General features: G+C 73.2%; 24 protein-coding genes and 3 pseudogenes. 10 read left to right on the top strand and 17 right to left on the bottom strand.

From position 1 onward, the window contains the following. Positions 1–300 (bottom strand): annotated as a pseudogene (locus HMPREF3159_RS17615) (LytR family transcriptional regulator); the annotation flags it as partial. Between the two features lie 121 nt (positions 301–421). On the opposite strand from HMPREF3159_RS17615, the gene HMPREF3159_RS02410 reads away from it, so the two are divergent. Together HMPREF3159_RS02410 and galE are read left to right on the top strand one after the other, a co-directional pair. Next, positions 422–1,882, top strand: a complete 1,461-nt coding sequence (locus HMPREF3159_RS02410; RefSeq protein WP_070499515.1) for a GuaB1 family IMP dehydrogenase-related protein — start codon at positions 422–424, stop codon at positions 1,880–1,882. A gap of 141 nt (positions 1,883–2,023) precedes the next feature. Further along, the gene (galE, locus tag HMPREF3159_RS02415; RefSeq protein WP_062948984.1) at positions 2,024–3,022 is read left to right on the top strand and encodes a UDP-glucose 4-epimerase GalE; all 999 of its coding nucleotides are present in this window, start codon (positions 2,024–2,026) and stop codon (positions 3,020–3,022) included. A gap of 141 nt (positions 3,023–3,163) precedes the next feature. Here galE and ilvA read toward each other — a convergent pair whose 3' ends face one another. The 3 genes from ilvA to HMPREF3159_RS02430 are packed head-to-tail and all read right to left on the bottom strand — an operon-like array spanning position 3,164 to position 5,312. Then, complete coding sequence (ilvA, locus tag HMPREF3159_RS02420) at positions 3,164–4,471, bottom strand: threonine ammonia-lyase IlvA (RefSeq protein ID WP_083305754.1); 1,308 nt, start codon at positions 4,469–4,471, stop codon at positions 3,164–3,166. Then, entirely contained in the window at positions 4,468–5,016 is a 549-nt protein-coding gene (gene ispF, locus HMPREF3159_RS02425) for a 2-C-methyl-D-erythritol 2,4-cyclodiphosphate synthase (protein ID WP_070499516.1), read from the bottom strand. The genes ilvA and ispF overlap by 4 nt, the downstream gene beginning before the upstream one ends. Continuing rightward, a complete protein-coding gene (locus HMPREF3159_RS02430) occupies positions 5,013–5,312 on the bottom strand; it encodes a PTS sugar transporter subunit IIB (protein WP_053918009.1) in 300 nt (99 codons plus the stop codon). Before HMPREF3159_RS02430 ends, ispF begins: the two co-directional genes overlap by 4 nt. Before the next feature lie 162 nt (positions 5,313–5,474). Here HMPREF3159_RS02430 and HMPREF3159_RS02435 point away from each other — a divergent pair, with 162 nt between their 5' ends. Both HMPREF3159_RS02435 and HMPREF3159_RS02440 read left to right on the top strand, forming a co-directional pair. Then, a complete protein-coding gene (locus tag HMPREF3159_RS02435; protein ID WP_070499517.1) occupies positions 5,475–6,251 on the top strand; it encodes an IspD/TarI family cytidylyltransferase in 777 nt (258 codons plus the stop codon). Between the two features lie 10 nt (positions 6,252–6,261). Then, entirely contained in the window at positions 6,262–6,573 is a 312-nt protein-coding gene (locus tag HMPREF3159_RS02440; protein WP_053918011.1) for a hypothetical protein, read from the top strand. Positions 6,574–6,581: 8 nt separating this feature from the next. On the opposite strand, the gene HMPREF3159_RS02445 is transcribed toward HMPREF3159_RS02440, so the two are convergent. Next, complete coding sequence (locus tag HMPREF3159_RS02445; RefSeq protein ID WP_070499518.1) at positions 6,582–7,319, bottom strand: IspD/TarI family cytidylyltransferase; 738 nt, start codon at positions 7,317–7,319, stop codon at positions 6,582–6,584. A gap of 8 nt (positions 7,320–7,327) precedes the next feature. After that, positions 7,328–7,810: a CarD family transcriptional regulator gene (locus tag HMPREF3159_RS02450; RefSeq protein ID WP_010551260.1), complete on the bottom strand. Its 483-nt coding sequence runs from the start codon at positions 7,808–7,810 to the stop codon at positions 7,328–7,330. 278 nt (positions 7,811–8,088) lie between these two features. Between HMPREF3159_RS02450 and HMPREF3159_RS02455 the strand changes: the two genes are divergently transcribed. Then, positions 8,089–8,586 (top strand): hypothetical protein, encoded by a 498-nt coding sequence (locus HMPREF3159_RS02455; protein WP_070499519.1) that lies wholly within the window; start codon positions 8,089–8,091, stop codon positions 8,584–8,586. 90 nt (positions 8,587–8,676) lie between these two features. Here HMPREF3159_RS02455 and HMPREF3159_RS02460 read toward each other — a convergent pair whose 3' ends face one another. Next, on the bottom strand, positions 8,677–9,366 hold the full coding sequence (locus HMPREF3159_RS02460; protein WP_010551262.1) for a response regulator transcription factor: 690 nt from the start codon (positions 9,364–9,366) through the stop codon (positions 8,677–8,679). Between the two features lies 1 nt (position 9,367). Next, a complete protein-coding gene (locus HMPREF3159_RS02465) occupies positions 9,368–10,633 on the bottom strand; it encodes a sensor histidine kinase (RefSeq protein WP_070499520.1) in 1,266 nt (421 codons plus the stop codon). Between the two features lie 172 nt (positions 10,634–10,805). On the opposite strand from HMPREF3159_RS02465, the gene phoU reads away from it, so the two are divergent. Beyond that, positions 10,806–11,486: a phosphate signaling complex protein PhoU gene (phoU, locus tag HMPREF3159_RS02470; protein WP_070499521.1), complete on the top strand. Its 681-nt coding sequence runs from the start codon at positions 10,806–10,808 to the stop codon at positions 11,484–11,486. Between the two features lie 185 nt (positions 11,487–11,671). Here the strand turns inward: phoU and HMPREF3159_RS02475 are convergent, their stop codons facing one another. From HMPREF3159_RS02475 to HMPREF3159_RS02510, 8 genes are all read right to left on the bottom strand, one after another. Continuing rightward, a complete protein-coding gene (locus tag HMPREF3159_RS02475; protein ID WP_070499522.1) occupies positions 11,672–12,037 on the bottom strand; it encodes a DUF4235 domain-containing protein in 366 nt (121 codons plus the stop codon). Between the two features lie 47 nt (positions 12,038–12,084). Beyond that, positions 12,085–13,128, bottom strand: a complete 1,044-nt coding sequence (locus HMPREF3159_RS02480; protein ID WP_070499523.1) for an LCP family protein — start codon at positions 13,126–13,128, stop codon at positions 12,085–12,087. 34 nt (positions 13,129–13,162) lie between these two features. Then, positions 13,163–13,978 (bottom strand): tRNA (guanosine(46)-N7)-methyltransferase TrmB, encoded by an 816-nt coding sequence (gene trmB, locus HMPREF3159_RS02485; protein WP_070499524.1) that lies wholly within the window; start codon positions 13,976–13,978, stop codon positions 13,163–13,165. A gap of 7 nt (positions 13,979–13,985) precedes the next feature. Beyond that, complete coding sequence (locus tag HMPREF3159_RS02490; RefSeq protein WP_010551268.1) at positions 13,986–14,411, bottom strand: QcrA and Rieske domain-containing protein; 426 nt, start codon at positions 14,409–14,411, stop codon at positions 13,986–13,988. 138 nt (positions 14,412–14,549) lie between these two features. Next, entirely contained in the window at positions 14,550–15,116 is a 567-nt protein-coding gene (gene def / locus HMPREF3159_RS02495) for a peptide deformylase (protein ID WP_010551269.1), read from the bottom strand. Then, the gene (locus HMPREF3159_RS02500; RefSeq protein ID WP_070499525.1) at positions 15,113–16,294 is read right to left on the bottom strand and encodes a YihY/virulence factor BrkB family protein; all 1,182 of its coding nucleotides are present in this window, start codon (positions 16,292–16,294) and stop codon (positions 15,113–15,115) included. Before HMPREF3159_RS02500 ends, def begins: the two co-directional genes overlap by 4 nt. Positions 16,295–16,441: 147 nt before the next feature. Next, the gene (locus tag HMPREF3159_RS02505) at positions 16,442–18,988 is read right to left on the bottom strand and encodes a glycoside hydrolase family 65 protein (protein WP_070499526.1); all 2,547 of its coding nucleotides are present in this window, start codon (positions 18,986–18,988) and stop codon (positions 16,442–16,444) included. Further along, positions 18,985–19,731, bottom strand: coding sequence for a beta-phosphoglucomutase family hydrolase (locus tag HMPREF3159_RS02510; protein WP_070499527.1), 747 nt, complete (start codon positions 19,729–19,731; stop codon positions 18,985–18,987). Before HMPREF3159_RS02510 ends, HMPREF3159_RS02505 begins: the two co-directional genes overlap by 4 nt. Positions 19,732–19,822: 91 nt before the next feature. On the opposite strand from HMPREF3159_RS02510, the gene HMPREF3159_RS02515 reads away from it, so the two are divergent. Beyond that, positions 19,823–20,494 (top strand): SRPBCC domain-containing protein, encoded by a 672-nt coding sequence (locus HMPREF3159_RS02515; protein WP_070499528.1) that lies wholly within the window; start codon positions 19,823–19,825, stop codon positions 20,492–20,494. Between the two features lie 70 nt (positions 20,495–20,564). Further along, on the top strand, positions 20,565–22,049 hold the full coding sequence (locus HMPREF3159_RS02520; protein WP_246821430.1) for an MFS transporter: 1,485 nt from the start codon (positions 20,565–20,567) through the stop codon (positions 22,047–22,049). Here the strand turns inward: HMPREF3159_RS02520 and HMPREF3159_RS18155 are convergent. Beyond that, positions 22,030–22,827 (bottom strand): annotated as a pseudogene (locus HMPREF3159_RS18155) (CarD family transcriptional regulator); the annotation flags it as partial. The gene HMPREF3159_RS02520 and the pseudogene HMPREF3159_RS18155 sit on opposite strands and share 20 nt — an antisense overlap. Between HMPREF3159_RS18155 and HMPREF3159_RS02525 the strand changes: the two are divergent. Together HMPREF3159_RS02525 and HMPREF3159_RS02530 are read left to right on the top strand one after the other, a co-directional pair. Continuing rightward, on the top strand, positions 22,826–23,503 hold the full coding sequence (locus HMPREF3159_RS02525; protein ID WP_070499530.1) for an ABC transporter ATP-binding protein: 678 nt from the start codon (positions 22,826–22,828) through the stop codon (positions 23,501–23,503). The pseudogene HMPREF3159_RS18155 and the gene HMPREF3159_RS02525 overlap by 2 nt on opposite strands. Beyond that, a pseudogene (locus HMPREF3159_RS02530) lies at positions 23,500–24,241 on the top strand (hypothetical protein); the annotation flags it as partial. The gene HMPREF3159_RS02525 and the pseudogene HMPREF3159_RS02530, both read left to right, overlap by 4 nt.

Below are 24,241 nucleotides of genomic sequence, written 5' to 3' on the forward strand. Positions count from 1 at the left end.
CGGGTCCGCGGAGCGCGCGTCGGCACGTGGGGTGCCGGCCGGCACGGAGTCCGAGGGGCGCGCGTCGGCAGGTCGGGCGTCGGCGGTCCGCTCGTCGGCCGGGGCCTCGGGTGCCGAGGCGGGCGTCGCCGCAGTGTCGATCCAGGTGCGCTTGGGGTTCGGGGCGCCGAAGGCCGCGTCACGGTTCCGTCGAGCCTGCTCCTTGGGGAGCGGTGTGGATTCCGTGCGTCGGACCGGTCGCTGCCTGTGCCGTCCGGACCGACGGCGGCTGCGGCGCGGGGCCGAGAAGGGGTCCGTCATACGCCACATCCTAGGGATATGCCCGCGACAGGACGCACAGATCGCTGTGTGGACCTCGTGGAGGTCCGCTCCGGGGCACCGCACGGGACCGCTCTCGCGCACCGTACGTAGCATGGTGCCCATGCGCCTGGCCCATACCCCGACGACCGACCTGACCTACGACGACTGCTTCTTCCTGCCCGGTCGTTCCGCGATCACCTCCCGCTTCGACGTCGACCTCGGCAGCGACGACGGCACCGGCACCACGATCCCGCTGATCGCCGCGAACATGACCGCTGTCACAGGGCGTCGCATGGCGGAGGTCATGGCGCGCCGCGGCGGCCTCGCCGTCCTCCCGCAGGACCTCGCCCCCGAGCGCATCGACTCGATCGTCCGCTCCGTGAAGTCCCGGGACCTGCTCGTGGACCACCCGCTCACCCTGACCGTCGACGGCACCCTCGGCCAGGCCGCGGATCTGCTGCCCAAGCGCCCCCACGGCATCGTCGTCGTGATCGACGAGGACCGCCGCCCCCTCGGCACCATCTCCGCCGAGGAGATCGCCGGTCGGGACTCCTTCGCCCAGGTCGGCGACGAGCTCAGCACCGACGTGCCGATCCTGACCCCCGAGGACCTCGAGGTCGAGCCCGCGCGCCTGCACGCCCGCATCGCCGCGACCCACCACGACGCCGCCGTGGTCGTGGACGCGGAGGGCGTGCTGCGCGGAGTGCTCACCGCCACCGGCGTGCTGCGCTCGACCATCTACCGCCCGGCCACCGACGCCGAGGGCCGCCTGCGCATCGCCGTCGCCGTCGGGATCAACGCCGACGTCGCGGGCCGGGTCCGCGACCTCGTCGACGTCGGCGCGGACGTGATCGTGCTGGACACCGCCCACGGCCACCAGGACAGGATGATCGAGGCGATCCGCACCGCACGGGCCGAGCTCGGCCCCCGCGAGGGGACGGCCGTGCGCCTGGCCGCGGGCAACATCGTCACCGCCGAGGGCACCCGAGAGCTGATCGAGGCCGGCGCCGACATCGTCAAGGTCGGCGTGGGCCCGGGCGCCATGTGCACCACCCGCATGATGACCGGCGTCGGCCGCCCCCAGTTCTCCGCCGTGCTCGAGTGCGCGGCCGAGGCCCGCCGCCTGGGCGGCAGCGTCTGGGCCGACGGCGGCGTGCGCCATCCCCGCGACGTCGCCCTCGCGCTCGCCGCCGGCGCCTCCAACGTGATGATCGGCTCCTGGTTCGCGGGCACCTACGAGTCGCCCGGGCAGATGCGCACCGACGAGTCCGGACGCCGCTACAAGGAATCCTTCGGCATGGCCTCCAAGCGGGCCGTCTCGCACCGCACCGCCCACGAGGACGCCTTCGCGCGGGCCCGCAAGGGCCTGTTCGAGGAGGGCATCTCCACCTCGCGGATGTACCTCGCCGACGGCCGCGGCGGCGTCGAGGACCTCCTCGACGAGATCACCGCCGGGGTGCGCTCCTCCTTCACCTACGCGGGCGCGGCCAGCACCGAGGAGTTCCGCGAGCGGGCGGTGATCGGGCTGCAGAGCGCCGCCGGCTATGCCGAGGGCCGTCCGGTCGCCAGTTCCTGGAGCTGACCGACGCCGGGTGGCCGGGCGGAGCCTCCCGACCGGTCGCCCCGCCGCGCCCGGAGCGGCCTGCCCGGTCGGCCGCCGCCCGCAGGCCGGCCGGGCGTGGGGAGGTCGGGGCGCGCGGCGACGGCCGGTAGGCTTCGGACCATGACGACTCTCGTGATCGGTGGTGCCGGATACATCGGGTCGCACGTGGTGCGACTCCTCCTGGAGCAGGGGCAGCAGGTGGTCGTGGTCGACGACCTCTCGACCGGCCTGCGCAGCCGGACGGAGGGGGCCGAGCTCATCGAGCTCGACGTCACCCTGCCCGATGCGCGCGAGAAGCTCGCCTTCCACCTGCGGGCCTCCGGCGCGGACTCGGTGATCCACTTCGCCGCCCACAAGCAGGTCGGGGAGTCCGTCGAGAACCCGGAGATGTACTGGCACGACAACATCGCGGGCCTGGCCAACGTGCTCGCGGCCTGTGCGAGTGCCGGGGTGCGGGACGTGGTCTTCTCCTCCTCCGCCGCCGTCTACGGCGTGCCGGACGTGGACCTGGTCACCGAGGACCTCGCCCCGCAGCCGATCAACCCCTACGGCGCGACCAAGTACGTGGGGGAGTGGATGCTGGCCGATGCCGAGCGCGCCCACGGCATGCGCACCGTCGCCCTGCGCTACTTCAACGTCGCCGGCGCCGGCTGGCCCGAGCTCGCGGACACCGCCGTGATGAACCTGGTCCCGATCGTGCTCGACCGTCTTGAGCAGGGGAAGGCCCCGATCGTCTTCGGCGACGACTACGACACGCCCGACGGCACCTGCATCCGCGACTACGTGCACGTGCTCGACCTCGCCCACGCCCACATCGCGGCGCTGGACTACCTGCGCGGCGAGGAGCGGCCCCACCGCACCTTCAACGTCGGCACCGGCGAGGGCTCGAGCGTGCTCGAGGTGATCGAGGCGATCGCCCGCGCGAAGGGCATCGAGATCACCCCCGAGATCGGGGAGCGCCGCGCGGGCGACCCCGCCCGGCTGATCTGCTCCGCCGACCGCATCGCGAAGACCCTCGGCTGGAAGTCGGAGCACGGCCTGGACGACATCGTGCGCTCCGCGGTCGAGGCCCGCTCGGCGGGGATCACCCCCGACGTCGAGGCGTATCCCGAGGCCTGAGACACCCTGCCGCCTGATGCCACGGCGCCCCTGCTCCACGAGGAGCAGGGGCGCCGTTCTGCGTGGGTCTCTGCGTGAGGCGTCCCGGGCCTGCGCCCGCCGCTGCCGGGAGCGCTCCCGCTCAGGGAGGAGAGCGGTCGCTCAGGTGAGATAGCGGTAGATCGGGTCGTGCGGGTCGATCCGCTCGATCTCCATGTTCGAGGCCGCCATGCGCGCCATCAGCGGCTCGAGGTCCTCGCGGTGCCCTATCTCGAGGCCCACCAGCGCCGGGCCCTCCTCACGGTTGTTGCGCTTGATGTAGTCGAACAGCACGATGTCGTCGTCCGGACCCAGCACCCGGTCCAGGAAGCGGCGCAGTGCGCCCGGCTCCTGCGGGAAGGTCACCAGGAAGTAGTGCTTGAGCCCCTCGTGGACGAGGGACCGCTCGACCACCTCGGTGTAGCGGGAGACGTCGTTGTTGCCGCCGGAGACGACGACCACCACGTCCCCGCCGTCCTCGCCGGCGCGGGCCAGGCCCTCGATCACGCCGGTCGCCACCGCGGTCGCGGCGAGCGCCCCGGCCGGCTCGGCGATGATCCCCTCGACCTGGTACAGCTCGAGCATCTGGGTGCACACCGCGCCCTCGTCCACCGCGACCAGCTCGGGACCGATCGCCTGCACCATCCGCAGCGGGCCCGCTCCCACGCGGCGCACCGCCGCGCCGTCGACGAAGCGGTCCATCTCGTGGAGCGCGACCGGTCGGCCCGCACGCACCGCCGCGGCCATCGAGACCGCGCCGGCGGGCTCGACGCCGACGATCCGGGTGGAGGGGCAGCGCTCGCGCAGCCAGGCGCCGCAGCCGCCCAGCAGCCCGCCGCCGCCGACGGGCAGCACCATCGTGCCCAGCTCCCGGCCGTGCTCCTCGCGCAGCTGCTCGGCGGCCTCGAGCGCGACGGTGCCCTGGCCGGCCATGATCGTGGGGTGGTCGAAGGGAGGGACCTGCACCGCGCCGGTGCGCTCGGCGTCGTCGGCCGCGGCCTCCGCGGCGTCGTCGAAGGTGTCCCCGATCAGCACCAGCTCGACCAGGTCCCCGCCGATCGAGGTGATCCGCTCGCGCTTCTGCCGCGGCGTGGTGCTGGGGACGTAGATACGGCCGGACACGCCGAGGGTGCGGCAGGCCTGGGCCACGCCCTGGGCGTGGTTGCCCGCGCTCGCCGCGACCACGCCCGCCTCGCGCTGGTCGGCGTCGAGGGAGTCGAGGAAGAGGTGTGCGCCGCGCAGCTTGTAGGAGCGCACGGGCTGGAGGTCCTCGCGCTTGAGCCAGACGTCCGCCCCGGCCAGAGCGCTCAGGCGCTCGCTGTGCTCGAGCGGGGTGCGGCGCACCGTCGTGCCCAGGCGCTCCGCGGCCTGCTCGACGTCCGGGGCGCGGACGGGCAGCGGGGACTGTTCGGAGCGGGAGGTCGTGGTCACGCGCGGTCCTCCTCGGGGCGGGTCTGCTCGGGGGCGCGGCCGGTCCCGGAGCCGCCGTCCGCGGGCACGAGCAGCGCGGTCGCCATCGCGGCCAGGCCCTCGCCCCGGCCGGTCAGCCCGAGCGCGTCGGTGGTGGTGCCGGAGACGGCGACGGGGGCGCCGGCGGCGGCGGTCATCGCCGCGCACGCCTCCTCGCGGCGGCGGGACAGCCGCGGCCAGTTCCCGATCACCTGCACCGAGATGTTCCCGATCTCGTAGCCGGCCCCGCGGACCAGGCGCGCCGCCTCCCCGAGCAGCCGGGAGCCCGAGGCGCCCTCCCACTCGGGGCGGCCGACGCCGAAGTGCGTGCCGAGGTCGCCGATCCCGGCGGCGGAGAACAAGGCGTCGCAGGCGGCGTGGCAGGCGACGTCGGCGTCGGAGTGCCCCTCCAGCGCCCGCTGGCCCTCCCAGTGCAGGCCCGCGATCCACAGCTCGCGCGGGGAGTCCTCGGGGGCGGCGGCGTGCACGTCCACGCCGATGCCGATCCTGGGTGGTGCGGGCGTCATCGGGTCCCGTCCGGGTCGATGCGCTCCAGCAGGCGGTCGATGTCGTCGAAGGTGACCTTCGGGTTCGTGCCCAGCAGGAGGGGCATCCCGGAGACGCGCGGGATGCCGAGGGCGTCGGGGAGGTCCACGGTGGAGACCACGAGGTCCGCGTGGAAGTCCGAGGAGAGCAGGTCCATCACCGTGGCCTGCACGACGGTGACGCGGCGGCCTCGGGCGGCGATGTGCTCGCGCACCTGCTCCGCGACCAGCGCGGAGGTCGCGATCCCGGCGCCGCACACGATGGCGATGGTGAGCATTCGAACTCCTGGTGCAGGGGAAGCGGGGGTGGGCGTCCCGGGGCGCGACGGAGGCGCCGACGGTCCGCCGACGAGGCCGATTCTGTCACGTCCGGTCCGCACCGGGCAGGCGGAGGTCCCTCCCCGGACGGTCCGCGCCCCGCCACCGTCTACGATGCCTGCGTGACCCAGCCCCGCCGCTCGCGCCCGGCCCGTCCCGTCGGACGGGCCGCCGGCGTCGTGCTCGCCGGGGGCTCCGGCACCCGGGTCGGGGCGGGCATCAACAAGGCCTTCCTGCAGCTGTCCGGGCGGAGCATCGCCGCCTGGGGCCTGAACACCCTCGCCAGCCTCGAGGGGGTGGGGATCCTCGTGTTCGTGGTCCGCCCCGAGGACCTCGAGCACGCCCGCTTCGTGGAGGCGCGCGAGACCGATGTGCCGCTGGAGATCATCCCCGGCGGGGACACCCGCCAGGAGTCCGAGCTCGCGGCCCTGCGCCATCTCGCGGACCGGATCGACAGCGGCGCGGTGGACACCGTGCTGATCCACGACGCGGCCCGCCCGCTGGTCTCCCACGGACTGGCCTCCGCGGTCCTGCACGCCGCGCGCGAGCACGGCGGCGCCGTCCCCGGGATACCCGCCGTGGACATCGCCCCGGTCGCGCCGGGGGAGCGGCTCGCCGGCCCGGGGGAGCAGCGCGCCGGTGCGGGGGAGCCGGGCGCCGGACCCCTCGTGCGCGTGCAGACCCCGCAGGGCTTCCACGCCGCGACCATCCTGGACGCCTACGAGGCGGCCGCGCGCGACGGCTTCGTCGGCACCGACACCGCTTCCTGCGCCGAGGAGTACACCGACATCCCGGTCACCTGGGTGCGCGGCGAGGAGACCAACTTCAAGATCACCTACGCCCAGGACCTCCTCCTGGCCCAGGACGTGGTCAGCGCGCTAGGTTTGAGGTCTTCGTGAGGAGGAGACGATGAGCGTCGAGGAGAGCTTCCTGCGGTGCACCGCGTGCGAGCAGGACGCGGAGCACGAGGTGGTCTACGCCGGGCGCTTCGTGTCCCAGATCCGCTGCACCGGCTGCGGCGCGGTGACCCGACTGGACGTCTCGGAGGACTACCTCCCCGACCTGCGTCAGCGCATCTCCAGCAAGCCGCGCCGGCTCATGCGTCGGCTGCGCCGCGACCCGGGCGAGCTCGCGACCAGCCTCCCCGAGCGCACGCTGTCCAAGCCGCTGCGGATGGCGCAGGAGTTCCGCACCGTCTGGCGCAGCCGCCAGGACGGCTGAGCGCGGGCTCAGCCGCGGCGGGCCAGTCCCCGTCGGTGCGAGGTGTCCCGGGCCAGGCCCAGCGAGATCTGCGCCTGCCACAGCGTGAGCCGGTCCAGCACCGCGAAGCCCGAGTGCGATCCCTGGACGGTCCCCACCCGGGCGCCGGCGGCCAGGGCGGCGTGGATCTCGTCGAAGCGCCCGCCCGGAGGTGCCTGCTCCGCGGGGGTCTGCGCCGGGTCGAGGGCCGTCTCGAGCACCTCGCGCCGCAGCAGGCGGGGGCTCTGGAGGCCGGCGAGGGTGGAGCGGTCCACGTTGCGCAGCCCGCCCGGCAGCACCTCCTTGACCGAGTCGGTCATCGCGACCACCGGCACCACCGCGTCCAGGCCTCCGTGCAAAGAGGCGAGGACCTCGGCGATCACGGTCTGCGGGGTCAGTGCGCGCTCGGCGTCGTGGACGAGCAGGAGCGGGTCGTCGCAGGCCTCGAGCGCGGCGCGCAGCGCCCGTCGGCGGTCCCCGTCGGCCGCGAGGACCCTCAGGCGCGGGTCGAGCAGCGCCCGCAGGTGTCCCGCCGCCTCGGAGCGGGCGACGACGACCGGGGCGGGCAGGCCCAGCGCATGGAGGGTGCCCAGGAGCCGCTCGATCAGGCGCGAGCCGCCGAGCGTCTCGAGGGACGGCGTCTCGGCGTCGTGCGAGATTCCCGGCGCGGGCGGCGCCAGGGCGAGCACGAGCGGTCGGACCCGCCCCGGGGCGGACGAGGACGTCACCGGGGCGCTCAGGAGGCGAGGACCTCGTCGAGGATGGTCTCGGCCTCGGCCTCGTCGGTCTTCTCGGCGAGGGCGAGCTCGGAGACGAGGATCTGGCGCGCCTTGGCCAGCATCCGCTTCTCCCCGGCGGACAGGCCGCGGTCCTGGTCGCGGCGCCACAGGTCGCGCACGACCTCGGCGACCTTCTTGACGTTGCCCGAGGCGAGCTTCTCGACGTTGGCCTTGTAGCGGCGGGACCAGTTCGTCGGCTCCTCCGTGTACGGCTGGCGGAGCACCTCGAACACCTCGTCGAGGCCCTCCTTGTCCACGACGTCGCGGACGCCGACGAGGTCGACGTTGTCGGCGGGGACCTCGATCGTGAGATCGCCCTGGGCGACCTTGAGCTTGAGGTAGGTGCGGTCCTCGCCCTTGATGGTGCGGGTCTTGACCTCCTCGATGAGCGCGGCACCGTGGTGCGGGTAGACGACGGTCTCGCCGACAGCGAAGTTCATGTGATGGGTCCCCTTTCCGGCGTTCATCCTACCATCCGGGTCGGATGGTAAAATGCCCGCCGACCAGCGCCGACCCGCCCTCGTCGCCGGTGCGGAAAGCGGTGCTGAGCGGGGGAGTCGCCGGGCGGCCCGCAGCGTCCGGCGCGGCGCGGCGAGCGCCGAGGAGCCCGTCGCCGGAACTGCGGCGCGGGGTCCGTCCGAGGTGCCGCGGTGGGGTACCCTGTGAGGGCTGTCCCCGATCGTCCCCGCCGCTCCGCGGCATCGAACAGGAGTCCTCCGTGCGCCGTCCCCGCCGTCTCGCACTCTCCGTCGCCGCCCTGGGCCTCGCCCTCGCGGTGTCCGGCTGCACCTTCATGAGCCCGGTGCAGACCCACGAGTTCTACCAGGCGGGCGACGGCACCAACGCGAACCTCGAGATCGACGGCACCTTCCACGTCGGCGTGCGCAACGCCGTGCTGGTGATGGACGAGACCGGGGCCCCGACCTTCTCCGCGACCGTCGTGAACTACTCCGACGAGGACCTCGTCGTCGAGCTCGAGGGCCAGGACGAGGGTGCCGCCGTGTTCTCCACGCGCGTGCAGGTCCCGGCGCAGGGCACGGTCGAGCTCGGCCCCGAGGAGGGCCAGCAGGCCGTGGAGATCGGCGCGCTCGACGTTCTCCCGGGGACGATCCTCGATCTCGCGGTCACCTCCGGGGACCTCTCCACCACGGTCTCGCTGCCCACGCTCGAGACCACCCTCAGCCACTACGGGGAGAGCGAGCCCGCCGCCGGCTGAGCCCGGCTCCGCGCGAGCCCCCTGGACGACGAGCGCCCCGCAGCCTGGCTGCGGGGCGCTCGCGCGTTCCGGGACGTCACCGGCCCTCGCTCAGGCCCCGGACTCGAACTTGTAGCCCAGCCCGCGCACGGTCACGAGGTGGACGGGGTTCTTCGGGTCGTCCTCGATCTTCGCGCGCAGGCGCTTGACGTGGACGTCGAGGGTCTTGGTGTCGCCGACGTAGTTCGCGCCCCAGACGCGGTCGATGAGCTGGCCGCGGGTGAGCACCCGGTCGACGTTGCGCAGCAGCATCTCCAGCAGCTCGAACTCCTTCAGCGGGAGGGCGACCTCGGTGCCGTGGACCTGCACCACGTGACGCTCGACGTCCATCATGATGCCGCCCGCGGTGAGGGTCGTGTCCTCCTCCGCCTCGGCCGTGTCCTGGCCGCGCCGCAGCACGGCCTTGATCCGGGCGAGCAGCTCGCGGGAGGAGTAGGGCTTGGTGACGTAGTCGTCGGCGCCCAGCTCGAGGCCCAGCACCTTGTCGAACTCGTCGTCCTTCGCGGTGAGCATGATGACCGGGACCGAGGAGGTGCGGCGGATCTCCCGGCACACCTCGGTGCCGCTCATCCCCGGGAGCATGAGGTCCAGGAGCACGAGGTCCGCGCCGTGGGCGGAGAAGATGCGCAGACCGTCGGTGCCGGTGTCCGCGACGGCGACCTCGTAGCCCTCCTTCCGCAGCGAGTAGGAGAGCGGGTCCGAGAACGATTCCTCGTCCTCCACGATCAGGATGCGTGTCATCTCAACTTCCCTTTCCAGAGGGTCGGTCGGAGGGTCGGGGGCGCTCGTCGCCGGGAGCGTCGGTCGAGGCGGTCGTGCGCGGGTTCGCGGAGACCTCGAGCGTGCGGGAGCCGACGGTGATCGTCTCGGTGCGGCCCATCTCCGGCAGTCTGAGGGTGAAGGTCGATCCCTGGCCCTTCATCGACCAGGCGGTCACCTCGCCGCCGTGGTCGGTCGCGATGTGCTTGACGATCGCGAGGCCCAGGCCGGAGCCGCCGGTGCTTCGCGAGCGGGCCCGGTCCACGCGGAAGAACCGCTCGAAGACCCGCTCGAGGTGGTCCTTCGCGATGCCGATGCCCTGATCCTTCACGGACACCTCGACCATGCCGCCGTCGCGCCGCACCGAGATCCCGACCCGGGTGCGAGGGTCGGAGTAGGTGATCGCGTTGGAGATCAGGTTGGACAGCGCCGTGGTCAGCATCGAGGAGGAGCCGAAGACGCGCAGCCCGCTGCTGGCGCCGACGGCGACCTCGATGTTCGAGCCGAGCGCGAAGTTGCGGTTCAGCGCCACCGCCTCCTCGACCACCTCGTCGACCTCGACCGGCTCGGCGTCGGTGAGGGCGGAGCTGCCCTGCACGCGCGAGAGCTCGATGATCTCCTGCACCAGGTGGGAGAGGCGGCGAGTCTCCGTCTGCATCCGCTCGGCGAAGCGGCGCACCGCGTCGGGATCCTCCGCGGCGTCCTCCATCGTCTCGGCGAGCAGCGTGATCGCGCCGACGGGGGTCTTCAGCTCGTGGGACACGTTCGCGACGAAGTCGCGCCGCGTCTCCTCCACCCGCACCGCGCGCGTGAGGTCGTCGGCCAGCAGCAGCACCCCGTGCTCGCCGAGCGCCCCGATCCGCACGTCGATCACGGCGTCGGTGTCGCCCTGGGCGGAGCGGCGCACCGTCAGGCGCTCGTCGCGGAACCCGCCGTTGCGGCCGACGTCCGACGCGAGCTCCATCAGCTGCGTGCTCGCCAGGCGCGGGTAGTCCCCCTCGGCGGCGCGCACGATCCCGTAGGAGTACGCCATGGGGGAGGCGCGCAGGACGTCGCCGACGGAGTCCAGCACCACATAGGCGGAGGAGAGGATCGCGAGCACCTCCGCGGCGGCCTCGGGGACCACCTCGTCCCGCGCCGCCGGCTGCTCGGCGCGGCGGCTCTCGGAGCGGCGCAGCGCCGACGTGGCGACGACTCCGATCACGAGTCCGATCGCCGCGGCGAGCAGGAGCAGGGCAGACTGGGGCACCAGGACAGCCTAGGCCCCGTGCGCTCCGCGCTCCCGCCACCTGTCGCAGGGCGGGACGAACGAGGGGAGGAGTTCACGGGGACTACGCTTCGAGTTCACCCAACGGCGATGCACGTTCATCCGGCATTGCGAGGATCGGGGAGAAGTCCCCATCAGACAGAGGAGCGAGAACATGCGCGAGGCCTACCAGAGCGATCTGCGGCACATCGTCGACGACCTGCTGGACATGGCCGAGCTGGTGAGCACGGCCCTGGCGGATGCGACCAGGGCCCTTCTCGAGGGCGACCTGGCCCTCGCCGAGCGGGTCATCACCGCCGACCCCCACATCGACGACCGTCACCTCGAGCTCGACGCGAAGGCCGTCGAGCTCCTCGCTCGACAGGCCCCGGTCGCCACGGACCTGCGCCTCCTGGTCGCCACCCTGCGCATGAGCTCCTCCCTCGAGCGCATGGGCGACCTCGCCGCGCACATCGCGCTGATCGCGCGCCGCACGCACCCGGATGCCGCGGTCCCCGAGCAGTTCCGCGAGAAGATCGCGCGGATGTCCGAGGTGGGCCTGGAGTCCCTCAAGGGGGCCTCCGAGGTGATCGCCAACCGCGACCTGGCCCAGGCAGCCGAGGTCGAGAAGGGCGACGACGAGCTGGACGAGCTCATGCTCCAGGTCTCCCGCGAGATCTCCTCGGCCGCGCCCGGCACCTTCACCGCCGGCCAGGTCATCGACATGACGCTGCTGATCCGCTTCTACGAGCGGATGGGCGATCACGCGGTCTCCCTCGTGCGCCGCGTCGGGTTCCTCGTCACCGGCGACGCGATGGACACCCTCTCCGAGGGCGTCGACGTCCCGGAGTTCTGAGCCGGGCCCCGGAGCTCCGGGCCGGCCGCTCCCGGGCCCGACGGGTCCGCGGACGGCCGAGCATGACGGAGTGCGCGCACGACGGAGCCCGAGCGCGACGGAGTCCGAGCACGACGAAGGGGCGCCCCGCAGAGTCTGCGGGGCGCCCCTTCGTCGTCAGGCCGACAGGCCGTCGGCCGCTCGGGTCAGCCGCGGTTCGGGCGGGGCCGCCTGGTGGTCAGCCGCTCCGCGCCCGTCTTCGCCCCGCGCTGGGCCGCCGTCCGCAGGCCCTGCAGCAGCACGCCGGAGACCAGCGCCCACAGCATCAGCTTCCAGACCGGCTGGTCGTCGTCGGGATCCCTGATCGCCTGGATCTCCGCCTTCGAGGCGCCGTCCTTCTTCGCCTGCTTGCGCCGCGCGGCGACGTCCTTCTTGGCGGCCTTCTGGGACTTGGTGGTCGGGGCGTCCTCGCCGAACACGACTCCCCAGCCGGTCTCGGCCGCCTTCTTGCCGACGGAGGCGGCGATGATCCCCGCGACGGGGACGATGATGCTCACGAGCGGATTGGCCACGGTTTCCTCCAGGCGTCGGGTTCGCGGGTTCTCTCCTGCGAAGGGGCTCAGTAGACCCCGGCGTACTGAGCGTAATAGGTTCCCATGTCGTCCGTGCGCAGTGCCTCGCGCAGCACGTCCATCGCCTCCTCGTCGGTCGCCACCACGCTCGCGCCGCCGCTGGTCGTGGTGGGGCCCCCGTGGGGGACGGAGAGGAAGTGGAGGTCGTCCCCGCGGATCGAGCGGAGCGACAGCCCGAGCTTCGTCATCTCGCCGGCGGTGAGGCCCTCGTCGGTGGTCAGGTACGGGGAGACCTCCTCGATCGTGTCGGCGAGCTTGCGCGGATCGGTGAGGGTGTCGGCGCTGATGAGCTTGTCGGCGATGCCCTTGAGGACCGCCTGCTGGTTGCGGTTGCGCTGGAAGTCGCCGTCGGCGAACTGCTTGCGCTGGCGCACGAAGACCAGCGCCTCGTGGCCGTCCATCGACTGCGTGCCGGCGGTGTACTCGATGCCGTCCGCCTCGAAGTCCATCGGGACCTGCACGTCGACGCCGCCGAGCGTGTCCACGAGCCCCTCGATGCCCTCGAAGTCGATCAGGGCCACATGGTCGATCGGCACCCCGGTGTAGTCCTCCACCGTCGTCACCGCCAGGGAGGGGCCGCCGAAGGCGAGGGCCGCGTTGATGCGGTCCTTGCCGTGGCCGGGGATGTCGACGTAGAGGTCGCGGGGGAAGGAGGTGATGTACACGCTGTCGCCGTCGTCGGCGATGTGCACGAGCATCATCACGTCCGAGCGCTGGCCGGTCACGCCCTCCGCGGCCGCGTCCTCCTCGGAGCGCTTGTCCGAGCCGAGCAGGAGGATGTTCTGCCCGGTGCCCTCCTCCGCCTCGGGGCGCTCTCCCTCGGCGCGGGTGATGTCCACGACGGAGCGCTTCTCGTAGGAGTTCCGCAGCCCGCTCAGATAGCTGCCGACCACGATGCCGACGCCGATCACCAGCACGGCCACGAGGCCGAACGCTATGAGCGCCGCGCGGCGGCCTCGTCGGCGCTCCGTGCCGGCGTCCGAGTCGTCGTCCCAGTCGGCGGGCAGCTCGACGTCGTCGTTACGGTTCATGGATCGGTCCCCTCGTCCGGTGCCGCCGGGGCGGTCACAGCCTGCGGTAGGCGAGATCCCATATTAGGCGTCCGGCCTGCATCCCCTTGGACTCGAAGCTGGTCTTCACACGACCTCCGTACCGCGGCGCCCAGCCGGTTCTCGCCATGCCCTCGGGGACGGCGTCGGAGCTGACACCCTCGGGGCGCGGGCCGTCCGGATGCACGAGCTCCAGCTCGGGCCTGGCATCGAGCTGGCGGCGCATGTGGTGGGCGTAATGCGCCCAGTCGGTGGCCAGGCGCAGGTGCCCGCCGGGGGCGAGCAGCGGGAGCACCGCATCGAGGAAGGGCGGGTTGATCAGGCGCCGCTTGTGGTGCCTGGCCTTCGGCCACGGATCGGCGAAGTACACCCACAGCTCGGAGATCGAGGCCTCGGGCAGCATCGCGGGCAGCGCCCTCTGGGCATCCAGGGGCAGCAGGCGCAGGTTCCGGGGGTGCTCCGCCTTCTCGACGCGGCTGAGCGTCTGGGCGAGTCCGGGGAGGTACACCTCGACGCCCAGGTGGTCGCGCTCGGGATGCGCGGTCGCGGCCGCGACGATGTTCTCGCCCAGGCCGCTGCCGACCTCGACGACCAGCTCCGCGCGGCGGCCGAAGACCTCCTCGACATCCAGCCGGGCCCCGTCGGCCGGGAGCGTGTCGCGCTCGCCGCGCGGCGGGTCCAGCACGTACTCGGGGGATAGCCGGTCCCAGGAGTCGCGGCGCGAGGGCGTCAGCCGTTCGCCGCGGCGCACGAAGGAGACGACGTCGCGGCGGGTGGTGCCGGCATCGCGTCGGGCGGGATGCAAGGGCGGGGGAGTGGTGGGCGGGGTCACGGCTGCCTCAGGACGCGCGACGGATCTGATCGCCCTCGACGACGATCTCTACGCTCGGCAGGTGACGGGTCGCGGGGCCGACGAGCACCTCGCCGCTGGTCGCGTCGAAGCGCGAGCCGTGGCAGGGGCAGTCCAGCTCGGTCTCCGCCTGGCGGAGGGCGCAGCCGTTGTGGGTGCAGTAGCCGGAGTAGGCGGAGACGTCCTCCCCGGTCCCGCGGACCAGGAGCACGAAGGGCTGCTGGCCGCCGAAGTTCACCAGCGTCGAGGCGTTCTCGGGCACGTCCGCCAGCGGGATCGAGCCCTCCTCCGCGCGCAGCGGCTCGGCCGTGCCGAAGCCCTGGTCCTCCGGAGCGCAGGCCGCGAGGCCTCCGAGACCGGCCGCGGAGGCGGGCAGCAGGAGGGCGTGGCGGCGGGAGAGGCAGGGGCGTTCCATGCCGCCAGGATAGTCAGGGTCGCCGGGCGTCGGGGCGCGGCGGGGAGCGGGTGTGACCGCCGCGACCGCCTCGTGATCGTCCCACGATCCTCCCGGGGCGCGCCGGGGCATGCACAGCGTCGCCGCCGCGCCCGCGGCTCAGACCTCCGCGGCCTCCATCTCGCTCGGGTCCCAGGTGAGGATGCCCCCCGCGCGCCAGCCCCGGTCGCGCACCGCGTCCAGCGCCTCCCGCTTCCTCGCCGGGGTGAGCCGGTCGAGATAGAGGGACCCCTCGAGATGGTCGACCTCGTGCTGGAGCGCGCGGGCGAGCACCCCGCCCTCGTCCTCCAGCACGACCTCGGCCCCGTCGAGATCCGTGCCCGTCACCCGGGCGCCGCGGTGCCGTGCGGTGGGGAACCCCTCGCCCGGCACGGAGAGGCATCCCTCGAGGGTCTCCTCGTCCAGGGTGATCCCGCCGAAGCGCTCGAGGACCGGGTTGAGCACGACCCCGCGTCGCAGCGTGTCGCTCACGTCGGGGCAGGAGTACACGAACAGCCGCCAGCGGGAGCCCACCTGCGGTGCGGCGAGGCCGACGCCGCCTGCCGCGTCCATCGTCTCGAACATGTCCGCGACGAGCGTGCGCAGCTCGTCGGTGACCTCTCGGACGCGGCGGGTGCGCTGCGAGAGCGCGCGGTGGCCGGCGATGGTGATCGGGCGGACGGTCATGCGGGGGAGCCTCCTTGGCTCGACGGGTCGGCGGAGGGCCCTGTATCGGTGCTCTCCTCGGGGAGGGGGTGGCTGGTGACCCGGTGTCGGCGCGGCGGGTTCACCGCGAGAGGGTTGGACGACTCGACGATCCAGGCGCCCCGCTCCCGCCGCAGGGGCTCCCCGCTGCGGACGGACTCGGCGACCGCGCGGCCCAGCTCCTCCGCCTCGTCGGCGTCACGGGCGAGGAAGTCCAGGGTGTGGGTCGCATGCGGCGCGAGCTCGAGCTTGTGCCAGGCCTCCAGGCCGGTGGCGAGCTGGCGGGCGCGCAGGAACTCGGCGTCCAGCGCCGCGCCGGTGATCACCACGATGTTCGCGATCCACATCAGCAGCAGGATCGCGATCAGGCCGTTGAGGGCGGTGAGGACCTCCGCGAAGCGGGTCGCGTAGACGAGCAGCTGCCCGGCCACCAGCGCGGTCCCGAAAAGGGTGAGCACGCTGAGGGTCGAGCCCAGCGTCATCAGCCGGTAGCGCGGCAGTCGCACGTTGGGGAACAGGTAGTAGGCCAGCGACACCCCGATGATCAGGATGACCAGCAGGACCGGCCACTTCACGATGTTCCAGGCGTGGAAGGCGAACAGCGGGATCCCGATGAACTCGCCGATGCGCTGGCTCGCCTCGCCGCCCAGGATGATCATGCCGATCGCGAGCAGCACCACCGCGGTGATGAGCACCGTCTCGCCGAACACGATCGTGCGGAACCACAGGAAGGGCCGCCCCTCGCGGGTGTCGTAGACCCTGTGCAGCGCGCGGTGGAAGGCGGCGACGCCGTTGGACGCGGAGACCAGCGAGCCGAGCGTGCCCAGCAGCAGGCCCAGCAGGCCGCCGCCGGTGCTGGAGACGGCCTGGATCGCCCCGAGATAGGGACGCGGATCCAGGGTCGGGAAGATCTCGGTGATCAGCCCGGAGAGCGCGGAGAGCGTCTCCGACTCGATCCCGATCAGCGACATCAGCGACACGACGGCCACCGCGCCCGGGAACAGCGACAGCAGCAGGTAGAAGGTCATCGTCCCGGCCACGTCCCACACCTGGATGTCCAGCAGACGCATCCGCACCCGGTTCAGGACGTGCAGGATGCTCAGCCGGGGTCGGACGAGCTCGACCTGCGGCCGTGGCCGACGCGGACGGGAGGTGGTCACCGTGGAGCTGCTCCGGAGGGGTGTCGGGTCCCGGACCGGAGGTCGGGACGGAGGGGCGGGGGCCGTGCGGGCGCTGTGGAGCCTAGTCCACCGCACCGCAGGGCCCCGCCCTCGTGGACGCGCCGGTCAGCCTCCGTCGATGAACTCTCAGCCCTCGTCGACGATGTCGTCGGGGTCGGAGGCGACCGGGTACTCCCACGGGTCCTCGGGATCGCCCGGCACGAAGGAGGTCATGATCGAGCCGTCCGCGCGGGCATCGCCCAGGCCGACGGGCCTGGACAGCACCGCATCGTCCAGCAGCGGGCCCTGGTCCGCGAGCGGGACGGAGACGCCGCCGGCGGTCACCCGGACGCTCTCGCCGCGCACGGAGATCTCGATCTCCTCGCCGGTCTCGAGCGTGAAGGAGATCTCCTCGCGCACAAGGCGCACCCGGAAGCGGGAGCCGCGCACCGTCAGGGGGAAGGAGAGTTCGGGCCACTGCGCCGGCAGCCGCGGGTCGAAGCTGATCCGGCCCTCGTCGTGGCGCATCCCGCCGAAGCCGTGCACGAGCGCGTTCCACACCCCGCCCGCCGAGGCGATGTGCACTCCGTCGGAGGTGTTGCCGTGGAGGTTCCCGAGGTCCACGAAGAGCCCGGCCCGGAAGTAGTCCAGCGCCGCCTCCTGATGGCCCACCTCGGCGGCCATGATCGACTGGACCACGGCGGAGAGCGAGGAGTCCCCGGTGGTGATCGGGTCGTAGTACTCGAAGTCGGCGCGCTTCTCCTCCGCGGTGAACTCGCTGCCGCGCAGGAACTGGGCCAGCACCACATCGGCCTGCTTGAGCACCTGGAAGCGGTAGATCACCAGCGGGTGGAAGTTCAGCAGCAGCGGGAACGCCTCCTCCGGAGTGTTCGCCACGTCCCAGATCTCCCGCTCCAGGAAGCGGTCCTCCTGGAGGTGGATGCCGAGGGAGTCGTCCTTCGCCACGAACATGCCGTCCGCGCAGGCCTCCCACTGGTCCAGCTCCATCTCGTCCAGCTCGAGCTCGACGCGCAGCGCCTCGTAGGCGGCCTCGTCGGCCGCGCGCAGGTCCCGCACGGCGCGGGCCGCGCGGCGCAGGTTGTAGCGCGCCATCACGTTCGTGAACAGGTTGTTGTTCACGACCGTCGTGTACTCGTCCGGACCGGTCACGCCGTTGATGTGGAAGCTCGAGACGCCCGTGGCGGTGACCCGCCAGAACCCGAGGTCGGCCCACATCCGGGCGGTCTCCACCAGCACCTGCACCCCATCGCGGCGCTCGAAGTCGACGTCGCCGGTCACATCCGCGTACTGGCAGAAGGCGTAGGAGACGTCGGCGTCGATGTGGTACTGCGCGGTGCCGGCCGCGTAGTAGGCGGAGGCCTCGTCGCCGTTGATCGTGCGCCAGGGGAACAGGGCCCCGCGCTGGTTCAGCTCCCGTGCCCGCTCGCGCGCCTTGGGCAGCATGGTCGTGCGGAAACGCAGCGCGTTGCGGGCCCAGCGCGGCTGGGTGAAGGTGAGGAAGGGGACGACGTAGATCTCGCTGTCCCAGAAGTAGTGGCCCTCGTAGCCCGAGCCGGTCACGCCCTTGGCGGGGATGCCCCACTGGTCGGAGCGGGCCGTGGCCTGGGCGAGCTGGAACAGGCACCAGCGCGTCGCCTGCTGCGCCTCGGGCTGGCCCGGCAGCTGCACGTCCGAGCTCTGCCAGAAGTCCGCGAGGTACTCCCGCTGCGCCGCGAGATGCGCCTCGAAGCCGTCACGACGCACCCGGTCCAGGGTGCGGCGGCAGCGGTCGAAGAGCTCGCGATGGGGCACCGAGCGCGAGGAGTGGTAGGCCACCGACTTGCGCACCGTCAGCACCGAGCCCTCCTCGAGATGGGCGCGGGTGACCTGTCGGCCGAAGTCGGCCGAGGTGTCCATGAGGTGCTCGGTCTCGGCGTCGGACTCGATCACGTGGTCCGCGCCGACGGCGAGGGTCATGCCCGAGCGCGCCACCCGGTAGCCCAGCAGCATCCGCCGCTCGCTGTGCCAGTCCTGCATCGGCTCGAGCACCCGGTGGGTGAAGGCGGTGGTCTGGCGCGGATCGGCCTTGTCGGTGACGGGGCCGCCGTCCACGCCCTTGCCGAAGTCGTCGCGGTAGTCCTGCCGGTTCACGATCTGGGAGGAGATCGCGATCGGGGCGGAGCCCTCCAGCATCTCCACCCGCATCGTCATCAGCGCGAGGTGGCGCTGGGAGAAGGAGATCATCCGCGCGGTGGAGACCTTCACGCGCTTCCCGGCGGGGGTGCGCCAGATCAGCTCGCGCCGCAGCACGCCCTCGCGGAAGTCGATCCAGCGCTCGTACTCCTCGAGGTCCGCGATCGACAGCAGCAGCGGCTCGTCGTCCACGTACAGCTTGAGCGTGGAGGAGTCCGGCACCGAGATCATCGTCTGCCCGGTGCGGGCGAAGCCGAAGGCGGACTCGGCGTGGTTGATCTCCCAGGTCTCGTGGAAGCCGTTGAGGAAGGTGCCGTGGCTGTGAGCGTCCCGGCCCTCCTCGGGCGTGCCGCGCATGCCGAGATAGCCGTTCGCGGTCGCGAACAGAGTCTCCATCAGGCCCAGGTCCCCGTCCGGCCGTGACTCGACCAGGCGCCATTCGTCGACCGGCAGGCGGGTGCGGTCCACGGGGTCCTCGGGCAGCGAGCGCAGACGGGTCATGCCAGCTCCTCCAGATCGGCGACGACAAGGGTGGCCCCGGCGGCGGTCAGCTCCTCGCGCCCCGCTCCGCGGTCCACGCCGACGACGGCGCCGAAGCGCCCTGCGGCGCCGGCGGCGACGCCGGAGACGGCGTCCTCGTAGACCACCGCGTCGGCGGGCTCGACGCCCAGCAGCGCGGCGGCGCGGAGGAAGGTGTCCGGGGCGGGCTTGCCCGGCAGGCCCTCGCGGGCGGCGACGTTCCCGTCGACCACGTGCTCGAAGCGCTCCCGGAGCCCGGCCGAGCGCAGCACCTCCTCCGCGTTGCGGGAGGAGGAGACGATCGCCAGGCGCGCTCCCTCGCCCAGCGAGTCCAGATAGGCGACGGTGCCCGGATAGGGCGCCACGCCGTCGCGGCGCAGCAGCTCGAGCACGAGCTCGTTCTTGCGGTTGCCGAGGCCGCGCACGGTCTCCTCCCCGGCGCTCTGCTCGCCGGGGTCGGAGTCCTCGCCCTCGGGCAGCTCGAGGCCGCGGGAGGCGAGGACCGCACGGACGCCGTCGTAGCGGGGGCGGCCGTCGACGTGCTCGAAGTAGTCCGCCTCCGTGTACGGCGCCTCGACGCCGCGGGAGGAGAGGAACTCCTCGAACATCGTCGCCCAGGCGCGCATGTGCACCTCGGCCGTCGGGGTCACGACCCCGTCGAGATCGAAGAGATGAGCCGTGAGATCTGCTGGTCGGAAGGTTCGCGCTGAAGTCACATCGGCAATGCTACGGGCCTTGGCGGTGGGCTACGCTTCGGGGGTCCGTGCCCGCGCCCGTGCGCCGGCCCGGAACGGCTCGAGACCTTCCGAGGAGACGATGACTGCCACCGAGTCGCTGCCCGCCCTGGAGGCGGTGCGGCGCGAGCTCGAGATCGACGAGCAGGCCCCCGGCGGCCACCCGCAGGTGCGGGCGGTGCTCACCCTCACCACCAACCTGGACCTGGCCCCGGCGCAGCTGTGGCCCCTGCTGACCCGCCCCGAGGAGCTCGAGGCCTGGTACGGCACCGTCCGGGGCGAGCTGCACGAGGGCGGGCGCTTCACCGCGCCGCACGGCGCGAGCGGGACCGTGCTCGAGGTCGAGGAGCCCCACCGCCTCTCCCTGCTGTGGGAGCAGATCGGCGAGGAGGACCCGCTCCAGATCCGGCTGGACCCGGAGGACGACGGCACGACGCTGCTGCGGCTGCGCCACACCGTCCTCGTGCCCCGCGAGCGCTTTGACCGGGGCGGCCCGGGCGAGGTGGCGCTCGGCTGGGAGCTCGCGCTGCTCGCGCTCGTCGCGCACACCGACGGCTGGCGCCACGGCTGCCTCGCCGAGGCGCCCGTCCCCACCCGGGAGTGGATGCGGGGCGAGGAGGGGCGTCGCTACCTGCGCGCCTGGTCCGTGCGCTGGGCCGCCGAGGCGGTCGCGGCCGGGGTGGACGAGGGCGTCGCACGGCGGGTCGAGGCGGAGGCGCTCCGCTCCCGCCTGGCCTCCCCGCAGGAGGCCTGAGCGGGCGGGACGGCGTCCGCTCTCCGGGAGGTCTTTGCCCCGGCTCACGAACCGGTGCCACACTCGGGCGGTGACCACCCCTGTCCCCGGCCCCGCCTCGAGGGACGGGCGCTCACCGGCGGCGGTGCTGCGCGGGCTGGTCCCGTCGGTCTACGCGCCGAGCCTGCTGGAGTTCGTGGGCCTGGCCGCGCTGATGCCGGTGATCCCCCTGCTGGCGCGCGACCTCGGCTTCAGCGTCCCTCAGGCCGCGGCGCTGTCGACCATCTTCGGCCTCACCTCCTTCCTCGGCCCGATCCCCGCCGGACGCCTCATCTCCCGGATCGGGGCGCGCGCGGCGCTGGTGATCACGGGCTGTCTGCTCGTGGTCTCGAACGTCCTGGCCTTCGTGCTGATCGCGCCCGCGCTCGGCGGTGGGGGCGATCTCGAGCACCGGATCATGCTGGTGGTCCTGCTGCTGGTGATGGCCGCCAGCACCCAGGTGTGGCAGCTGGGACGGCAGGCGTATCTCGGCACCGCCCTGCCCGCGACGATGCGGGCGCGCGGCATGACCCTCTTCGGCGGGGTGATCCGGGTGGGGGAGGTGATCGGGCCGCTGCTCGGCGCGGTCGTGATGGCGGCCGGATCGATGGCCTGGGTGTTCCTGCTCTTCGCGCTCACCGCCGCGGCCGGTACCGTGATGGTGGCCGTGTTCCTCCCGCCGGGGGAGGCGCGGGCCGACGGCGCGACGGGCCGACGGGGCCGCGCCCCGCGCACCACGGCTCGCGTCGCGCTGGACCGGGCGGTGCTGCGGCGGATGGTGGCCGTCGGCGTCGGGATCGCGCCGGTGATGATGGCGCGGGTGAACCGGCCCGTGATCGTCCCGCTGCTGGGCGATGCGCTGGGCCTGGACCCGGTGTGGATCTCGGTGGTCTTCGGGATCTCCGCGGCGGTGGAGATCCTGCTGGTGATCCCGGCGGGAACGCTCATGGACAGGTACGGCCGCGCCGCGGTCGCGGTGCCCTGCGCGCTCGTGATGGGGGTGGGATTCCTCCTGCTGGCGCTGCTCGGCACCGTCTGGGCGGGCGGGAGCGGCACCGCCGCGGTGCTCGCGCTGCTCCTGCCCAGCCTGCTGATCGGACTCGGCAACGGGCTCGGCTCCGGGATCGTGATGACCCTCGGGATCGACGTCTCCCCGGTCCACCGGCGCACCCGCTACCTCTCCTGGTGGAACACGATGCTCGGTGCCGGGCGGCTCTCCGCCCCGCTGCTGGTCACCGCGATCACCCTGCTCGCCCCCGTCGCCGTCGCGGGCGCCGCCACCGGGACGCTCTGCGTCGCGGGCGGGCTGTGGCTCTCACGCACGTTGCCCCGCGTCACACCCTCCGGGGGACCCGGGGGCGCTGACACGGGGCAGCGGGGCGGTGCGGCGGCTCGGGAGCGCGCCGGGGCGGCGGTCAGGCCGCGGCGTCGACGAGGGCGTCCTCGGCGGTGCTCTGCAGCAGCTCCGCGGCCTGCTCGCGGGGCACGGAGCGGGCGATCGCGATCTCCGACGCCAGCGGGTCGATGGCCTGCTTGAGCAGGTTCCGCTCCGCGAGGGAGGACGGGGTGCCGCCGGAGTCGCGCACGATCGAGCGGATGACCTCGATGCGATCGGTGAGACGGCCGGACTGGAGCTGCATCTGCAGGGACTTGATGCGGTGAGCCCAGGACGCCTTCTTCGCCGGGGGCTCGATGGGCTCGCCGAGCTGGGCGATCAGCTCGTCGATCTCCTTCGTCCCGAGCACCGGGCGCAGACCGACGACGTCCTTGCCGTCGGCGGGCACGGAGATCTGCATCTCGTCGCCGATGACCTCCAGGTCCACATACTCGCGCTGCTCGCCCCGGACGGTGCGGGTCAGGGTCGAGACGATGCGCACCGGACCGTGGACGGGGTGCGTGAGCACCTTGCCGACCTTCGACGCGGTGGAGTCGGACGCAGTGGCAACGGACAAGGGGGTTCCTCCTCGGTGGACCTGTGCGCCGGCGGTACCGCGGCCCTGGTGGGGTCGAGGCGGCCGTCCTCGAACTCTGCCCGGCCCTGTGGGGCCGGTCCGTGAGGGGGACGAGGGCGGCTCGAGCCCCGCTCGACCTGCAGGAACAGGGTGGCGAGGCCTACGACAGCGCCTCATCATGGTCTCACGGATCTGACAATTAATCCAGACCCTGACGTTTCCGCGTGGGTCACATCCTGGCCGGGCCCGGATCGGACGGTCGCGGCCGTGCGGCTCGGGTCGGGCGCTCCTCCCGGGAGGCGCGACGGAGTGCCGACGATCGTCGGGGGCGATCGGCCGGACGGTGCGGTGGAATGGGGTCATGCCGGTCCCTCCCTCGACGACCCCGCCGCCCTCGACCTCGCCGGAGGTCGTGGCCTTCGAGGGGATCGGCGTGCTGCGGGAGGAGAGCGTGCTGCTGCTGGAGGCGAGCGGCCGCGTCGACGCGGGCGAGGTCCTGGCCGTCACCGGCCCCAACGGCAGCGGCAAGACGACCCTGCTGCGGGTCCTCGCCGGCCTCCTCGCACCGACGGCCGGACGGGTGCGCGTGGCGGGCAGGCGCCCCGACGACCGCGACCGCGTCTTCCGCGAGGCGCTCTCGGCGCTCATCGGACCGGCGCAGACCGCCCGGGACCTCACCGTCCTCGAGCACCTCCAGTTCGTCGGGGCGACCTGGGGGAGCGATGCCTCGGCCGCCCGTGCGCGGGGCCGAGAGCTCCTCGAGGAGCTGCGGATCCTCCCGCTCGCGGACCGCTTCCCCCACGAGCTCTCCAGCGGCCAGTCCCAGCTGCTCTCCCTCGCGCTCGCCCTCGCCCGCCCCAGCGCCGTGCTGGTCCTGGACGAGCCCGAGCAGCGCCTGGACCCCGACCGGCTCGATCTGGTGAACGACGCGCTGCGCGGCAGGGCCCGGGCCGGGACCGCGATCGTGCTCGCGAGCCACAGTCCGCGTCTGGTCGATCAGCTCGCCGACGGCCGGCTCGCGCTCGAGGAGCCATGGTGAGCGCCTCCCTCGGCCCCGTCCGCGAGGTGTGGGCGCAGCGGTCCCGCGCCCGCACCCGCGGCGACCTGCTCTATCTGCTCTACGTCGTCGCGATGGGAGCCGTCGTGCTCGGGCTGCCGGCGCTGCTGTCGGCGGGCCGGGCGCTGGCACGAGGGGACGTGCTCGCCCTCCTGCTGAGCGCCGGGGCGCCGCCCTCGGCGATCGCGCTGTCCCTCGCCGTCGCCGCCGGCCTCGTCGGCCTCGGCGCGGTGCGGGGCCCCGCCCTGCTCCCGCCCTTCTTCACCGCGACCCTGGCCGGCGGCCCGCTCCCACGGGGCCGGGTGCTGCGACGCCCCTTCGCACGGGCGCTGCTGCTGCCGCTGCTCGCCGCCGCGCTGCCCGCCGTGCTGGTGGCGGCGACGCTGATGGCGGCAGACCGGACGGGGCCGGGCACGGCGGCGCTCCTGACGCTCGCCGGGGTCGGGGTGGGGCTGCTGTGGGGAGGGGCCTGGTCCGCGGGGCAGCTGCTGCGGTCGACGCCCCGGCGCCTCCTGGTCCTCCTGCTCGGGCTCGGAGCGGCGATCGCGGCGGCGCCCCCGCTGCTGGCCGCCTGGGAGCTCGACCGCGGCATGTGGTCCCAGAGCGCCGCGCCGTCGGACGGACCGGTCGCGGCATGGGCGGTGGGTCTCGCGACGGCGGGAGCGGCCGGCGTCGCGCTGTGCGCGGCCCTGCTCGGTCGGCTGCGGGGGACCGAGCTGG

This window comes from Brachybacterium sp. HMSC06H03 (assembly GCF_001807385.1).
In the GTDB taxonomy this organism is placed as follows: Bacteria; Actinomycetota; Actinomycetes; order Actinomycetales; family Dermabacteraceae; genus Brachybacterium; species Brachybacterium conglomeratum.

What these genes read in the sequence shown, in the direction of transcription:
- HMPREF3159_RS02515 (WP_070499528.1), top strand. Translation starts at nt 19,823, where the DNA reads ATGACTGCCACCGAGTCGCTGCCCGCCCTGGAGGCGGTGCGGCGCGAG.
- ispF (WP_070499516.1), bottom strand. Translation starts at nt 5,016, where the DNA reads ATGACGCCCGCACCACCCAGGATCGGCATCGGCGTGGACGTGCACGCC.
- HMPREF3159_RS02460 (WP_010551262.1), bottom strand. Translation starts at nt 9,366, where the DNA reads ATGACACGCATCCTGATCGTGGAGGACGAGGAATCGTTCTCGGACCCG.
- HMPREF3159_RS02430 (WP_053918009.1), bottom strand. Translation starts at nt 5,312, where the DNA reads ATGCTCACCATCGCCATCGTGTGCGGCGCCGGGATCGCGACCTCCGCG.
- HMPREF3159_RS02490 (WP_010551268.1), bottom strand. Translation starts at nt 14,411, where the DNA reads ATGGAACGCCCCTGCCTCTCCCGCCGCCACGCCCTCCTGCTGCCCGCC.
- HMPREF3159_RS02440 (WP_053918011.1), top strand. Translation starts at nt 6,262, where the DNA reads ATGAGCGTCGAGGAGAGCTTCCTGCGGTGCACCGCGTGCGAGCAGGAC.
- HMPREF3159_RS02505 (WP_070499526.1), bottom strand. Translation starts at nt 18,988, where the DNA reads ATGACCCGTCTGCGCTCGCTGCCCGAGGACCCCGTGGACCGCACCCGC.
- def (WP_010551269.1), bottom strand. Translation starts at nt 15,116, where the DNA reads ATGACCGTCCGCCCGATCACCATCGCCGGCCACCGCGCGCTCTCGCAG.
- HMPREF3159_RS02410 (WP_070499515.1), top strand. Translation starts at nt 422, where the DNA reads ATGCGCCTGGCCCATACCCCGACGACCGACCTGACCTACGACGACTGC.
- phoU (WP_070499521.1), top strand. Translation starts at nt 10,806, where the DNA reads ATGCGCGAGGCCTACCAGAGCGATCTGCGGCACATCGTCGACGACCTG.
- HMPREF3159_RS02525 (WP_070499530.1), top strand. Translation starts at nt 22,826, where the DNA reads ATGCCGGTCCCTCCCTCGACGACCCCGCCGCCCTCGACCTCGCCGGAG.
- galE (WP_062948984.1), top strand. Translation starts at nt 2,024, where the DNA reads ATGACGACTCTCGTGATCGGTGGTGCCGGATACATCGGGTCGCACGTG.
- HMPREF3159_RS02450 (WP_010551260.1), bottom strand. Translation starts at nt 7,810, where the DNA reads ATGAACTTCGCTGTCGGCGAGACCGTCGTCTACCCGCACCACGGTGCC.
- HMPREF3159_RS02480 (WP_070499523.1), bottom strand. Translation starts at nt 13,128, where the DNA reads ATGAACCGTAACGACGACGTCGAGCTGCCCGCCGACTGGGACGACGAC.